Raw genomic sequence first — 13,696 nt, 5'->3', positions numbered from 1 at the left:
TGGGCCTCCTTACTGCATCTGCGACTGCACGGCGGTCACGGTCTGGTTGTCGAGATCGAGCCCGGCCTCCGACTCCACGGCGGTCGCGTAGAAATTGAGCAGGTCATTGGCCAGCGAGTTCGACAGCTGCGTGCCGATCTGACCCGAGATCAGCTTGGTGTCGGCATCTTCCATATCCGCCGGGATGACCTTGTCGGTGACGAAGACATAGACCTTGCCGTTGGCGGTGATCTGCGCGGGCTTGCCCGGCTCGGTCTTGAAGACCTTGGAAATCACCGGCGGCGGCAGTTCGTCGGAATAGCCGCCACGGCCGATGCTCGCGACCTTGGTGGTCAGCACGCCGGTCTCGCCCAGCGACTTGCCGCCCTCGACCGCCGAGACGATCTCCTTGGCGCGGTCCTCTTCGGCTTTCACCACCTGATCGGCGCGCCAGGCCGCTGCGACCTCGTCCTTCACATCGGCGAAGGGCTTGGGCTGGGGCGGCACGATCTTGTTGAGGCGCAGCGCGAAGACGCCGCCATCCGAAAGCGTCTGCAGATCGGGATAGGCGTCGGTCGTGGCCTCGTCGGCCGCTTTGCGGAACTCGCCATAGCCCGCGATGCCGTCGGTGCTGTCGGCGGTGTAGGCGATCTGGCCAAGCTCCATATCGGTTTCCTTGGCCATTTCCTCGAGCGTCGCGCCGCCTGCCAGACGGTCCTGCAGGTCTTCGCTCATCTTGCCGATCTCGTTGCGCGCCTTCTCGGCTTCGGCATCGCCCGCGAGTTCGTCGCGCGCTTCGGCAAAGGAGGTTTCCTGCGCATCGATGATGCCGTTCACCTTGAACAGGGCGGGGCCCAGATCGGTCTCGACCGGGCCGACCACGGTGTTGTTCTCGGCCGAGAAGACCGGATCGGCGGCCTTGCCCAGATCGTCGCGGGTCACATCGCCCAGATCGGCATCGTCTAGCGACAGGCCGCGATCCTTGGCGAGATCGGCAAAGGTTGCGCCGCCATCCAGCTTGGCTTTCGCGGCCTTCGCTGCATCCATGTCGGAATAGACGAGACGCTCCACAAGGCGCTTCTCGGGCTGCTTGAACTCGTCGGCGCGCCGCTCGTATTCGGCCTTCAGCGTGGCGTCGTCGATCTTGACCTTGTCGGCCAGCATGTCCGGGGTCAGCCACGCATAGGTGATGTCGCGCGTCTGGGGCGCGGTGAACTGATCGATATGGTCGTTGTAATAGGTCTGAAGCTGATCGTCGGTCGGGTCCGGGATCGCCTTGGTCAGATCGCTCTCACTCACTTCGGCCCAGGTGAAGCCGCGCTTCTCGCTGACATATTTCGTATAGGCGTCGACCACCGGCTTGGGCGCATCCACGCCCCCTGCAACGGCGCCTTGAATGATCGAGCGCGAGAGATCGTCGCGCAGCTGCGCCTCGAATTGCGGCTCGGTATAGCCCTGCTGGCGCAGCGCGAACTTATAGGTTTCGCGGTCGAACTTGCCCGAGGCGTTCTGGAACGCCTGAACGTCGTAGAGCTGCTTTTGCAACTGCTGGTCGCCCACCGACACGCCAAGACGCCGCGCGCCTTCGCCGATCGCGGCCTGACCGATCAACTTGCCCAGCACCTGCTGGTCGACGCCGGAGGAGCGCATCTGCGCCATCGTGACCGGCTGGCCAAGCTGCTGGCTGCGCTGCTGCATCTCCTGACGCAGGGCGCGGGCGTAATCGTCGACGGTGATCTTGGTGTCGCCGACCGCGCCGACCGCTTTGGCCGAGCCGGAGAAATTGCGTAGCCCGAAACCGCCGAGACCAAGGATCAGCATGGCCAGCAAGATCCAGACGACGACACTCTTGCCGTGGCTGCGCATCTTCATCGGGGTTCCTCCTCGGGCATTGTTTGTTGGGCGCTGTTTAGGGCTTTGATTACTGGCCTGCAAGGCTAGCCGCGCGCGAGGCCCGCCAGCCGGTCGCGAAGGGCTGCGATCCCGTCCGTATCGACATTGGCGAATGCGATCCGCATCTGCTGCGCGGCGCCGTTTGCGCCCTGCGGCATGAACATCGTACCGGGCAGCATCAGCACGCTCGCCTCGCGCACCAGCGCCTGCGCGAAATCAGGAGAGGGGCGGGGATCGGGATGCGTCACATAGGCGAAATAGGCCCCGCAGCCGAGCATCTTCCAGCCCTCCAGATCGGCAAAGGCGGCCTCCATCGCCGCGCGCCGGCGCAGGATTTCCGCACGTTCGCCCGCGACCCATTGCGACAGGTGCAGCATGCCCCAAAGCGCGGCCATCTGGCCAAGCTGCGAGGGACAGATCGCGACCGTGTCGAGGAATTTCTCGACCTCGGCGAGGCGTGTCTCGCCCGCGACGATGGCGCCGACGCGATGCCCGGTCAGCCGATAGGCCTTCGAGAACGAGTAGAGATGGATGAAATAACGCGGCCAGTCGGGATCCGAGAATAGGTCATGCGGCGCACCGCTGCGCGAGTCGAAATCGCGATAGGTCTCGTCCACGATCAGCGCGAGCTTGTGACGCTTGGCCAGATCGGCGAAGGCGCGCAGCAGTTCGGCCGGATATTCCGCCCCGCCCGGATTGTTGGGCGAGACCAGAACGATCGCGCGGGTCTTGCCGGTGATCTTCGCGGCGGCCTCCTCCGGGTCGGGCAGAAGCCCCGCGCCGGGTGCCAGCGGCACCGTCTGCACGCCCGCCATGTCGAGCCACATCTTGTGATTGAAATACCACGGCGTCGGCAGGATCACCTCGTCGCCGGGACCTGCGAGCGTGGCCAGTGTCGCGCAAAACGCCTGATTGCAGCCTTGGGTGATTGCGACCTGACGCGCTGCGATCTCGCCGCCATAGGCGAGGCCCCATTGATGCGCGAGTTCCGCACGCAGATCGGGCAGGCCCAGAACGGGGCCGTAGAGATGCGCCTGCGGATCGTTCAGCGCGGCCTCGGCGATCGCCTGACGCAGCGCCTCGGGCGGCGGATCGACGGGGGCCGCCTGAGAGACATTGATCAGCGGTCGATCGGCAGTGAACTCGACCCCGTCGAGCCAGCGCCGCGCCTCCATGACCGGGGGCGGGAAGGTGGCGGCGAGGGCGGGATTGAGCGGATGCGGCATGGGGGTCCTTCTGGATGATCGGCGCGAGATCAGCAGAGCGTCGCGCGCTTGGCAAGAGGCGGGAGCCTCCGGCGGGGATATTTGGATCGAGAAGAAGGGGGTTGCGCGTCCTCTTGGCGGAACTATCCCGGGGGGCAGGCGCAAGCGGTGGCCAGAGAGGGAGGCGGCGCGCCCTTAGCTGCGTCTCTCACGGTGGTTGCGCCACGCGAAGTTGTGCCGCACGTACCATTCGCGCAGGGTCAGCGCGATCACAACGAGATCCAGCACCGTCAGCGCCAGCATGCCTGCGCCGTGGTTCAGGCTATAGAGATACATCTGGTAGGCCACGAAGCCCGTCATCATCACGATCGCCATCGGATAAGCCCAGATCAGCCCGCGGATCAGCAGCAGCACGACGACAAGTTTCAGCAAGCCGTGGCTGGTGAAATAGAAGCCGTAGAAATCCTGCGTCTGGATCGAGAAGTGATGCGCCGCGTTCAGGAATGCATTGGCGATCCGGTCATTGGGATCCTCGCGCAGCTCGCGCGCGGTCAGCCAATGCGCCGCATCGAACAGCGCATTCTTAGGCAGGCCGAGCAGCGCGAGGCCAGACAGCGTTTCCGCAATCTCGAAGATTGCCTTGATGATCAGGCTGACCTCGAAGAGCCAGTGCAGGAACCGACCCAGAGGGGTTCCGGGGGCGCCGAATTTCACCGATCAGTCCGTGCCGCGATACGGCTGCACATATTGCAGCGCCATGTCCCAGGGGAAGAAGATCCAGGTGTCCTGGCTGACTTCGGTGATGAAGGTATCGACCAGCGGCGCGCCCATCGGCTTGGCGTAGACGGTGGCGAATTGCGCTTTCGGGAAAAGGTCGCGCACCAGCTTCAGCGTGTTGCCGGTGTCGACGAGGTCGTCGACGATCAGCACGCCTTCGCCGCCGTTTTCCATCAGGCTCTCTTGCGTCGGCTTGATGACCTGCGCTTCGCGCTGTTCCTGATGGTTGTAGCTTTTGACCGAGATCGTATCGACCGTGCGGATGTCCAGCTCGCGCGCGACGATCGCCGCCGGAACGAGGCCGCCACGGGTGATGCCCACCACCGCGCGCCAGCTGCCGTCGCCCGGGCCCTTGCCGTCGAGGCGCCATGCGAGCGCGCGCGCATCGCGGTGGATTTGGTCCCAGCTGACATGGAAGCCTTTTTCATGCGGCAGACGGTCGGACATCGGGGGTCTCCTCAGCTCAGAGCGAGTTTCAGACCGAGCAGCGCCAGCAGGCCGCCAAAGCAGCGCTCGATCACGGTTTTCAGGTTCAGATAGGCCGCGCGCGTTTTCTCGAGCGAGAAGATCCGCGCGACGATGACGTTCCATCCCGCATCGTTGAACATCACGATGCCGAGGATCGCGACATAGGCCCAGGCGGGCGCCGACGGCGGGATGAAGGTCAGGAAGACAGTGCCGAAGAACACGGCGGGTTTGGGGTTGGCAAGCTGAGTCGAGACGCCGAGCCAGATCAGCCGGGGAATGGAGCGGGTGCGCGGCAGGTCGGGGATCTCTTCATCCATCGGGTCGCCCGCATGGCGCCACATCTTATAGGCGAGCCAGAGGAGATAGGCCGCGCCCGCGATCTTGAGCGTGGTCAGCAGGGCAGGGGCGACCTTGAAGACGAGGGCGAGGCCGAACAGAGCCGCCGCTGCCCAGATCACCGCGCCCAGGCCGATGCCGAGCGCGAGCCAGATGCCGCGTCCGAAGCCTTCGCGCAGACCCGTGCGCGCAGCCAGCAGCACCGCTGGCCCCGGCGACATCGCCGCGGCCAGATGCACGAAATAGATCGCGGTGAGGGCCGCGAGGGTCATCTCATTCCTTCCGCTTGGTGACCACGTCGATATCGGGCGCGTCGACCGCTTTCATGCCCACCACGTGATAGCCAGCGTCGACATGCAGCGTCTCGCCGGTGGTGCCGGAGCCGAGATCGGAGAGCAGGTAGAGCGCGGCCTTGCCGACCTCTTCCTGCGTCACGTTGCGGCGCAGCGGCGAATTCAGCTCGTTCCACTTCATGATGTAGCGGAAGTCACCGATGCCCGAAGCCGCGAGGGTCTTGATCGGGCCGGCGGAGATCGCGTTGCAGCGGATGCCGTCCTTGCCCAGATCCTCGGCGATATACATCACGCTCGCTTCCAGCGCCGCTTTCGCCACGCCCATCACGTTGTAATGCGGCATGACCTGCTCGGCACCGTAATAGGTGAGCGTGAGCAGCGAGCCGCCCTCGTTCATCATCGCAGCCGCTTCCTTGCACACGCCGGTGAAGGAATAGACCGAGATGTCCATCGTGGTTTTGAAATTTTCGCGCGAAGTATCGACATAGCGCCCGCGCAGCTCCGACTTGTCGGAGAAACCGATCGCATGGACGACGAAATCGATGCTGTCCCAATGGGTGCGCAGCGTCTCGAAAAGCGCCTTGATCGAGTCACCGTTGGCGACGTCGCATTCGACGAGGATCTCGGAGCCGAGCTGTTCGGCCAGCGGCCCCACGCGCTTCTTCAGCGCCTCGCCCTGGAACGAGAAGGCCAGCTCCGCGCCAGCGTCCGCGAGGGCTTTGGCGATGCCCCAGGCGATGGATTTGTCATTCGCAAGGCCCATAATCAGCCCGCGTTTGCCTGCCATCAGGTTGTTTGACATGTCAGGTTTTCCCCCGCTTCGCTCTGGTAAGTCCGAATGCTTTAGGCGAAAGGTGGAGACGCATCAAGGCTACTGACCTCCGGTCAAGCATGATCGTGTGGATCGTGTTGCAGATCTGGGCGTTGAGCACGATGTGCGATGCGGCGGCGAGACTGGAGGCGAGTATGAGTGACAGAACCGGAATTTTCGCAGGCGACGATCCCTTTGCCATCGCGCAGACATGGCTGGATGAGGCCGCGGACACCGAGATCAACGATCCCAATGCGATTGCCCTGGCGACGGTCGATCCGGACGGGTTGCCCAATGCGCGTATGGTTCTTCTCAAGGAAATCGAAGGGCGCGACATGCCCTCCGGCGGGGCTTTCGTCTTCTACACCAACTACGGATCGGTGAAGGCGCAGGAGATCGAAAGCGCGGGAAAAGCCGCCTTCGTGATGCATTGGAAATCGCTGCGCCGGCAGATTCGGGTTCGCGGTATGGTTGAGCGCGAGGAGGGGCCGCAGGCTGACGCCTACTACAAGTCGCGCTCGCTGAAATCGCGTCTCGGCGCCTGGGCCTCGCGACAAAGTGAGCCACTGAGTTCACGCAGCGCCTTGATGGCGGAGGTCGCGAAGGTGACCGCGAGCCACGGTGCGAATCCCGATCGACCGCCGTTTTGGGGAGGGTTCAGAATCAAGCCGTTGGAGTTGGAATTCTGGGCAGACGGTTCTTTTCGCCTTCATGATCGCTTCCGCTGGAGCCGGCAAACCCTTGCCGATCAGTGGGTTGTGACCCGCCTGAACCCCTGAAACTCGCGCTTCGTGAATTGCATAGGGTCTTGAAACTTTGGGCAATCTCTTGAAGTGTCCCCTAAACACCGCATTTCCAGAAGGACGTGCGGAGGAAATGCGAACAGGAAAGCCCGCGAATGCAAACGGGATGGAATATGCTGGGGGAGTCCGAGGCAGAGCTTCGTGAGGTGACCGGCACCGTCAAATGGTTCGACCCTGTCAAAGGGTTCGGCTTCATCGTCGATGGCGAAGGAGGGCCTGACATCCTTCTTCATGCGAATGTTCTGCGCAATTTCGGTCAGGGCTCGATTGCCGATCACGCGCGGATTCGCGTCCAGATGCAGCTGACCCCGCGCGGCGCGCAGGCGGTCGAGGTTTTGGAGATTCTTCCTCCGGAAGGCGAGCCCGTCGCGCCGATCGAGGATTTGGGCGACAACACGTTCGACGATATCGCGGCGCTGCCGCTTGAGCCTGCACGGGTGAAGTGGTTCGAAAAATCCAAGGGCTTCGGCTTTGCCAATGTCTTCGAGAATGACGAGGACATTTTCATCCATATGGAAGTTCTGCGCCGGTCGGGTTTTGCCGATCTTACCCCCGGCGAAGCGGTGTGCCTGCGCGTGATCGAAGGCAAGCGCGGTTGGATGGCGGCACAGGTTCTCGCATGGGACGCTGGTTTGAAATCCGGGCGCTGAGCGCCGCGCTTTTCCTTGCCGTGACGCCGGGCCTCGCCGCGGCGGAAGGGGCGCAGTGCCGCGATGACCTCGCTATTCTGCGCACCGGGAACCAGCCGGTCAGCTTCACGGTCGAGATTGCCGATAGCAGCGCCGAGCGCGCGCAGGGCCTGATGGGGCGGCGCGAGATGGACGAAGGGGCAGGGATGCTCTTCATCTACGAGCATGCGCGGGAGGTCGCCTTCTGGATGCATGACACGCCGCTGTCGCTCGACATGGTGTTCATCGATCCGACGGGTGAGGTCGTGAAGGTCGCGGCCAATACGACGCCCAATGACGACACGCCGATTCCCTCCGGCGCACCGGTGCGCTACGTGCTCGAGATCAATGCCGGGATGGCGGCGCGCCACGGCATCGCGCCGGGGGCGCAGCTGGCGCATCCCAGCGTCGATCCCGCGCTGGCCGCATTTCCCTGCGAATGACCCTTTCCTTGGGCCGAACCTCTTTGTAAGGAGAGGGCGTCGGGGCGTAGCGCAGCCTGGTAGCGCGTCTGTTTTGGGTACAGAAGGTCGTGAGTTCGAATCTCGCCGCCCCGACCATCCCCTCGAAATCGCCGGAATCGGGCCCTCTATATCTAGTGGTAGGCTCTTGATTGTGACACTAGCGACACGCTCTTCGGCTTTGCCCAATTTTTGCGCAACCTCGGCGAGGCTATCCACAAGATATTGCGTTCTGTGGATTGAAATTGCCAGATGAGCGGCTAAAGCCCCCGAATCTTCAATGAAATTTGGCCCTTATTGGTGTCGCAATGCAGCGCCCATGCGTTAACCAAATGTGGAGGAATCGTGCAGCGCGCTTCCCTTGGGGTCGGTCAACTGAAAAATGGACTGACTCAAGGTGAAAGTTTCGTTGACGGCTCGGTGCGCCTACGGCAGGTTGTGTGGTGTCGGAGGCTAACCCACCAGATGTAGTGGAGCCTAGGGCCAAGGGACAGATTTCGGACATTGCACCCCCGAATCCGGGGCGCGCAGCCCTCGCGGTGTCGACTGCGAGGCCCGGGCTTCTTTGTCTTCTGCGGCTCCCGCCGGCACCGGATTGGACTGACTGCAACGGGGACAGGGCAATGAAGATCGAACGGAAGTTCACCACCGACGAAACCGGCGCTTACGGCGCGCTGGAATTCACGACGACCACGTCTGAGATTCGCAATCCTGACGGGAAAGTGGTGTTCCGAAACGAGTCGGTCGAAGTGCCCGGCCGCTGGAGCCAGGTGGCGTCCGACGTGCTCGCGCAGAAATACTTCCGCAAGGCCGGCGTTCCGGCAGCGCTGAAGAAGGTCAAAGAGAAGGGCGTGCCGGAATTCCTGTGGCGCTCGGTCCCCGATGAAGAGGCGCTTGCTCAGCTCCCCGAAGAGGCGCGCTACACCGGTGAAAACTCGGCCAAGCAAGTGTTCGACCGTCTCGCCGGTGCCTGGTGCTATTGGGGCTGGAAGGGCGGCTACTTCTCCACGGAAGCTGATGCGCAGGCTTACTATGACGAGATGCGCTTCATGCTGGCCGAACAGATGGCCGCGCCGAACTCGCCGCAATGGTTCAACACCGGCCTGCACTGGGCGTACGGCATCGACGGCCCCGGTCAGGGTCACTTCTATGTCGATCACAAGTCGGGCAAGCTGACTTCCTCGACCTCGGCCTACGAGCATCCGCAGCCCCATGCCTGCTTCATCCAGTCGGTCTCCGACGATCTGGTGAAAGAGGGCGGGATCATGGACCTCTGGGTCCGTGAGGCGCGCCTGTTCAAATACGGCTCGGGCACCGGCACCAATTTCTCGAGCCTGCGCGCCGAAGGCGAGAGCCTCTCGGGCGGCGGCAAATCCTCGGGCCTGATGGGGTTCCTGAAGATCGGCGACCGCGCGGCGGGCGCGATCAAGTCGGGCGGCACCACGCGCCGCGCGGCGAAGATGGTGATCTGCGACATGGATCACCCCGATATCGAGGAATTCGTCAACTGGAAGGTCATCGAAGAGCAGAAAGTGGCCTCGCTGGTCGCGGGCTCCAAGCTGCATGAGCGTGAACTGAACGGCATCTTCACAGCGATCCGCGAATTCGACGGCTCGACGGAAACTTCGGTCGATCCGACCCAGAACGAGGCGCTGAAAGACGCGATCAAATCCGCCAAGCGCGTGATGATCCCGGAGACCTACATCAACCGCGTGCTGCAATATGCGCGGCAGGGTTATGCCAGCATCGAATTCCCGACCTACGACACCGACTGGGACTCGGAAGCCTATGTCTCGGTTTCGGGCCAGAACTCGAACAACTCGGTGCGCGTCACCAACGCTTTCCTGAAAGCGGTGAAGGACGATGCCGATTGGGAGCTGGTGCGCCGCACCGACGGCAAGGTCGCGAAGACCGTGAAAGCCCGCGATCTGTGGGAGCAGGTTGGCCACGCCGCCTGGGCCTGCGCCGATCCGGGCATCCAGTTCCACGACACGGTCAACGAATGGCATACCTGCCCCGAAGACGGCGCGATCCGCGGATCGAACCCGTGCTCGGAATACATGTTCCTCGACGACACGGCGTGTAACCTCGCTTCGATGAACCTGCTGACCTTCTACAAGGACGGCAAGTTCGACGCGGAAAGCTACATGCACGCCACCCGTCTGTGGACCGTGACGCTGGAAATCTCGGTGCTGATGGCGCAGTTCCCCTCGAAGGAAATCGCGCAGCGCAGCTACGACTTCCGCACGCTGGGCCTCGGCTATGCCAATATCGGCGGCCTGCTGATGAACATGGGTCTGGGCTACGACAGCAAAGAGGGCCGGGCGCTCTGTGGCGCGCTGACTGCCGTGATGACCGGTGTGTCCTACGCCACTTCGGCAGAGATGGCGGGCGAGCTGGGCGCCTTCCCGGGCTACGAGAAGAACGCCAAGCACATGCTGCGCGTCATCCGTAACCACCGCAACGCGGCTTACGGCAAGACCGACGGCTACGAGAACCTCGAGACCAAGCCGGTCGCGCTCGACCACAAGGGCTGCCCCGATCAGGACCTGATCGCGCTCGCCACCCAAGCCTGGGACGAGGCGCTGGCGCTGGGCGAGAAGCACGGCTACCGCAACGCCCAAGTGTCGGTGATCGCGCCGACCGGGACGATCGGTCTCGTGATGGATTGCGACACCACCGGGATCGAGCCGGACTTCGCGCTGGTGAAGTTCAAGAAGCTCGCAGGCGGCGGCTACTTCAAGATCATCAACCGCTCGGTGCCGGGCGCGCTCGAGACGCTGGGCTACGGGTCGGCGCAGATCGAAGAGATCATCGCCTATGCCGTGGGTCACGCGAGCCTCGGCAACTGCCCCGACATCAACACCACGGCGCTGATCGGCCACGGCTTCGGCCCGCGCGAGATCGAGAAGGTCGAGGCCGCGCTGCCGACCGCCTTCGATATCCGTTTCGTCTTCAACCAGTGGACGCTGGGCGAGGAGTTTTGCACCCAGACGCTGGGCATCCCGGCCGAGAAGCTGAACGATCCGACCTTCGACATGCTGCGTCACCTCGGCTTCACCAAGAAGCAGATCGACGCCGCCAACGACCATGTCTGCGGGACGATGACGCTGGAAGGGGCGCCGCACCTGAAGGACGAGCACCTGAGCGTATTCGACTGCGCCAATCCCTGCGGCAAGAAGGGCAAGCGCTACCTTAGCGTCGACAGCCATATCTACATGATGGCCGCCGCGCAGAGCTTCATCTCGGGGGCGATCTCGAAGACGATCAACATGGCGAACCACGCCTCGATCGAAGACGTGAAAGCGGCTTACGAGCTCAGCTGGTCGCTCGGCATCAAGGCCAACGCGCTCTATCGTGACGGATCGAAACTGTCGCAGCCGCTGGCCGCAGCCCTGGTCGAGGATGACGAGGAGGCCGAGGAAATCCTCGCCACCGGTTCGACCCAGGAAAAAGCTGCCGTGCTCGCCGAGAAGATCGTCGAGAAGGTGCTGGTCAAGGAGATCGTGCGCAGCCACCGCGAGAAGCTCCCCGAGCGCCGCAAGGGCTACACCCAGAAGGCGGTCGTGGGCGGTCACAAGGTCTATCTGCGCACCGGCGAATATCAGGACGGCACGCTGGGCGAGATCTTCATCGACATGCACAAGGAAGGCGCTGGCTTCCGGGCGATGATGAACAACTTCGCGATCGCCGTGTCGGTCGGCCTGCAATACGGCGTGCCGCTGGAGGAGTTCGTGGACGCCTTCACCTTCACCAAGTTCGAACCCGCCGGCATGGTTCAGGGCAACGACTCGATCAAGAACGCGACCTCGATCCTCGATTACGTGTTCCGCGAACTGGCCGTGTCCTATCTCGACCGCACCGACCTTGCGCATATCAAGCCGCAGGGCACCAGCTTCGACGATCTGGGCGGCGGCGAAAACGAGGGCAAGCGCGCCGATGGCAATGTCGAGCCGATGTCCGAGAACGCGTCGAAATCGCTCGAAGTGCTGCGTCAGATTTCCTCGACCGGTTACCTGCGCAAGCGCCTGCCGCAAGAGCTGATGGTGCTGCAGGGCGGTGTGGACGTCGTGACCTCGCAGATGCCCGCGCAAAGCGCGCAGGCCCGTGCGTCCAGCTCCACGGCGGTCTCCTCTGGGGGTGTCCAGATGGATGCGCGCGCCAAGGCGAAGATGCAGGGCTACGAGGGCGAGGCCTGCGGCGATTGCGGCAACTACACGCTCGTGCGCAACGGCACCTGCATGAAGTGCAACACCTGCGGGGCGACCAGCGGTTGCTCTTGAGGGACAGGGGCTCCGGTCTGGCGGCCGGGGCCCCGACGACGACGCCACGCGATCCGCGTGTCGGGGACTGGGACGTGACGACTGGGGCCCATTCGCATGGCGGGGCCGAGGGACAGAACGACCGCCAAAGGCGGCAAAAGGAGCGGAAATTGGATCTGATCGTCGGCAATAAGAAGGTGACCCCGAAAGCCACGCGCCGGATTCCCGGTGGCATCGAGGCCGAGCTGGTGGGCGAGGAACTGACCTCGCTGATCGACGCGACCTTCACGGGCATCGAGATCGCCTGCCTCGGTGGCGACCTCGATCACCACGCGCTCGACGTGACCGATATCCGCATGGGCGGCGGTGCGACCACCGTCACCCTGATGACCGCGCGCGAGATGGCGCTGCACTGAGCGCCGCGCGCGAAAACGAGATCCGGGGCGGGTGCGCTCGCCCCAGACGCTGAGAAGGCCCAGGCAAAACGACGATAAGCTCGGGCGGTCAACGAATGAGCCTGATCGGCGAAACTGGCCCTCTCCAACCCCCCGGAGAGGGCCGCATTATTTCTTGCGGAGAGGGCAGGGGCGGGTTCTGGTCATTTGCGCGGCCTCGCGTCACGATATGCGCAGGGGCCCGAGGGGGCCGAGGATCGAAACCCGCAACCGGAAGGACCGCAGATGACCGCATCCGGACCGACAGTCTCCTTCACCCAGATGAAAGACGGCACCCGCGAGGATTACGAACTGCTCGAAGAGCTGGAAAAGCCCTTCCTTGCAGGCACGGCGGACCGGCTGTTGCGCGAATTGGCCGCGCAGGCGGAGGAGACGCTTTCGGGCTACCAGATCACGCGGCTCGAACACGGGCTGCAGGCGGCAACGCGGGCGCGGCGCGACGGGGCGGATCTCGACTGGGTCGTGGCGGCGCTGCTGCACGATATCGGCGACCGGCTCGCCCCGCAGAACCACGACCGGATGGCCGCTGAAATCCTGCGCCCCTATGTCCGCGAAGAGGTCTCGTGGGTGGTGGAGCATCACGGCATCTTCCAGATCGCCTATTACGGCCATCACTACGGTTGGGACCCGGAAGAGCGGCAGAAGTTCAAGGATCATCCCTGTTACAACAGCTGCGAGCAATTCTGCGAGCGCTGGGATCAGTCGAGCTTCGATCCGGCCTATCCGATGGACCCGCTGGAGAGCTTCGTCGAGGATGTCCGCGAGGTGTTCGCCCGCAAGGCCTATGCGCCTGAAGTGCTGCGCGCGGGCGAGGTTCACGGTCTGCCAGACCCGGCCTGAGCGGGCTGGAGCCGCGCCGGTCGCACCGGTGCATCTCGCTTTTTGTCGCAGGTGAACGATTTTTCTGGCGATAACAGGCGCGTGAGATTAAGGGCATGACCCATGAGCGATACCTTGCCCCCGTGCCCCGAATGCAATTCGTCCTTCACCTACGAGATGGACGCCCTCCTGATCTGTCCCGAATGCGGCCATGAATGGTCGGCCTCGGGTGAGGCGGATGCGCCCGCCGAGGTGCGCGACGCAGTCGGCAACGTGCTGAACGATGGCGACACGGTGACCGTGATCAAGGACCTCAAGGTTAAGGGCTCCTCCTCGGTCGTGAAGGTCGGCACCAAGGTGCGTGGCATTCGTCTCGTGGATGGCGATCACGATATCGACTGCAAGGTGCCTGGCATCGGCCAGATGGGGCTGAAGTCGCAATTCGTGAAAAAGGTTTCCGAGTAAG

13 protein-coding genes and 1 tRNA gene are annotated in these 13,696 nt (G+C 63.4%); 8 read left to right on the top strand and 6 right to left on the bottom strand.

Annotated elements, in window-relative coordinates; genetic code table 11:
* Nucleotides 1-9: 9 nt before the first annotated feature.
* From BMI89_RS16375 to fabI, 6 genes are all read right to left on the bottom strand, one after another.
* Nucleotides 10-1,851 carry a SurA N-terminal domain-containing protein gene (locus BMI89_RS16375; RefSeq protein WP_078571922.1) on the bottom strand — a complete coding sequence of 614 codons (1,842 nt, stop codon included), beginning with the start codon at nt 1,849-1,851 and terminating at the stop codon, nt 10-12.
* Between the two features lie 65 nt (nt 1,852-1,916).
* Nucleotides 1,917-3,098, bottom strand: coding sequence for an aminotransferase (locus BMI89_RS16370; protein WP_078571920.1), 1,182 nt, complete (start codon nt 3,096-3,098; stop codon nt 1,917-1,919).
* Nucleotides 3,099-3,272: 174 nt separating this feature from the next.
* Complete coding sequence (locus BMI89_RS16365) at nt 3,273-3,791, bottom strand: DUF2127 domain-containing protein (RefSeq protein WP_078547759.1); 519 nt, start codon at nt 3,789-3,791, stop codon at nt 3,273-3,275.
* A gap of 3 nt (nt 3,792-3,794) precedes the next feature.
* A complete protein-coding gene (gpt, locus tag BMI89_RS16360) occupies nt 3,795-4,301 on the bottom strand; it encodes a xanthine phosphoribosyltransferase (RefSeq protein WP_075775650.1) in 507 nt (168 codons plus the stop codon).
* Between the two features lie 11 nt (nt 4,302-4,312).
* A complete protein-coding gene (locus tag BMI89_RS16355; RefSeq protein ID WP_078547756.1) occupies nt 4,313-4,930 on the bottom strand; it encodes a LysE family translocator in 618 nt (205 codons plus the stop codon).
* A 1-nt stretch (nt 4,931) separates the two neighbouring features.
* A complete protein-coding gene (gene fabI / locus BMI89_RS16350) occupies nt 4,932-5,753 on the bottom strand; it encodes an enoyl-ACP reductase FabI (RefSeq protein ID WP_078571919.1) in 822 nt (273 codons plus the stop codon).
* A gap of 164 nt (nt 5,754-5,917) precedes the next feature.
* Between fabI and pdxH the strand changes: the two genes are divergently transcribed.
* The 8 genes from pdxH (at nt 5,918) to BMI89_RS16310 (ending at nt 13,695) form a co-directional block, all read left to right on the top strand.
* Nucleotides 5,918-6,541 (top strand): pyridoxamine 5'-phosphate oxidase, encoded by a 624-nt coding sequence (pdxH, locus tag BMI89_RS16345; protein ID WP_078542894.1) that lies wholly within the window; start codon nt 5,918-5,920, stop codon nt 6,539-6,541.
* A gap of 137 nt (nt 6,542-6,678) precedes the next feature.
* Complete coding sequence (locus tag BMI89_RS16340; RefSeq protein ID WP_210402173.1) at nt 6,679-7,215, top strand: cold shock domain-containing protein; 537 nt, start codon at nt 6,679-6,681, stop codon at nt 7,213-7,215.
* Nucleotides 7,185-7,676 carry a DUF192 domain-containing protein gene (locus tag BMI89_RS16335; RefSeq protein WP_078571917.1) on the top strand — a complete coding sequence of 164 codons (492 nt, stop codon included), beginning with the start codon at nt 7,185-7,187 and terminating at the stop codon, nt 7,674-7,676. The genes BMI89_RS16340 and BMI89_RS16335 overlap by 31 nt, the downstream gene beginning before the upstream one ends.
* Nucleotides 7,677-7,716: 40 nt before the next feature.
* Nucleotides 7,717-7,793: transfer RNA gene (locus BMI89_RS16330), tRNA-Pro, on the top strand.
* A gap of 524 nt (nt 7,794-8,317) precedes the next feature.
* On the top strand, nt 8,318-11,977 hold the full coding sequence (locus BMI89_RS16325; RefSeq protein WP_078571915.1) for a vitamin B12-dependent ribonucleotide reductase: 3,660 nt from the start codon (nt 8,318-8,320) through the stop codon (nt 11,975-11,977).
* Between the two features lie 149 nt (nt 11,978-12,126).
* Complete coding sequence (locus BMI89_RS16320) at nt 12,127-12,372, top strand: hypothetical protein (protein ID WP_078520114.1); 246 nt, start codon at nt 12,127-12,129, stop codon at nt 12,370-12,372.
* A 264-nt stretch (nt 12,373-12,636) separates the two neighbouring features.
* A complete protein-coding gene (locus tag BMI89_RS16315; protein ID WP_246832055.1) occupies nt 12,637-13,251 on the top strand; it encodes an HD domain-containing protein in 615 nt (204 codons plus the stop codon).
* 102 nt (nt 13,252-13,353) lie between these two features.
* Nucleotides 13,354-13,695, top strand: coding sequence for a zinc ribbon domain-containing protein YjdM (locus BMI89_RS16310; protein WP_078571913.1), 342 nt, complete (start codon nt 13,354-13,356; stop codon nt 13,693-13,695).
* The last annotated feature ends 1 nt before the right edge of the window (nt 13,696 follow it).

It is taken from the genome of Thioclava sp. F36-7 (assembly GCF_002020075.1).
Taxonomy (GTDB): domain Bacteria; phylum Pseudomonadota; class Alphaproteobacteria; order Rhodobacterales; family Rhodobacteraceae; genus Thioclava; species Thioclava sediminum.
The sequence above is the reverse complement of the archived record's forward strand: the minus strand, read 5'-3'. Positions and strand labels throughout refer to the sequence as shown.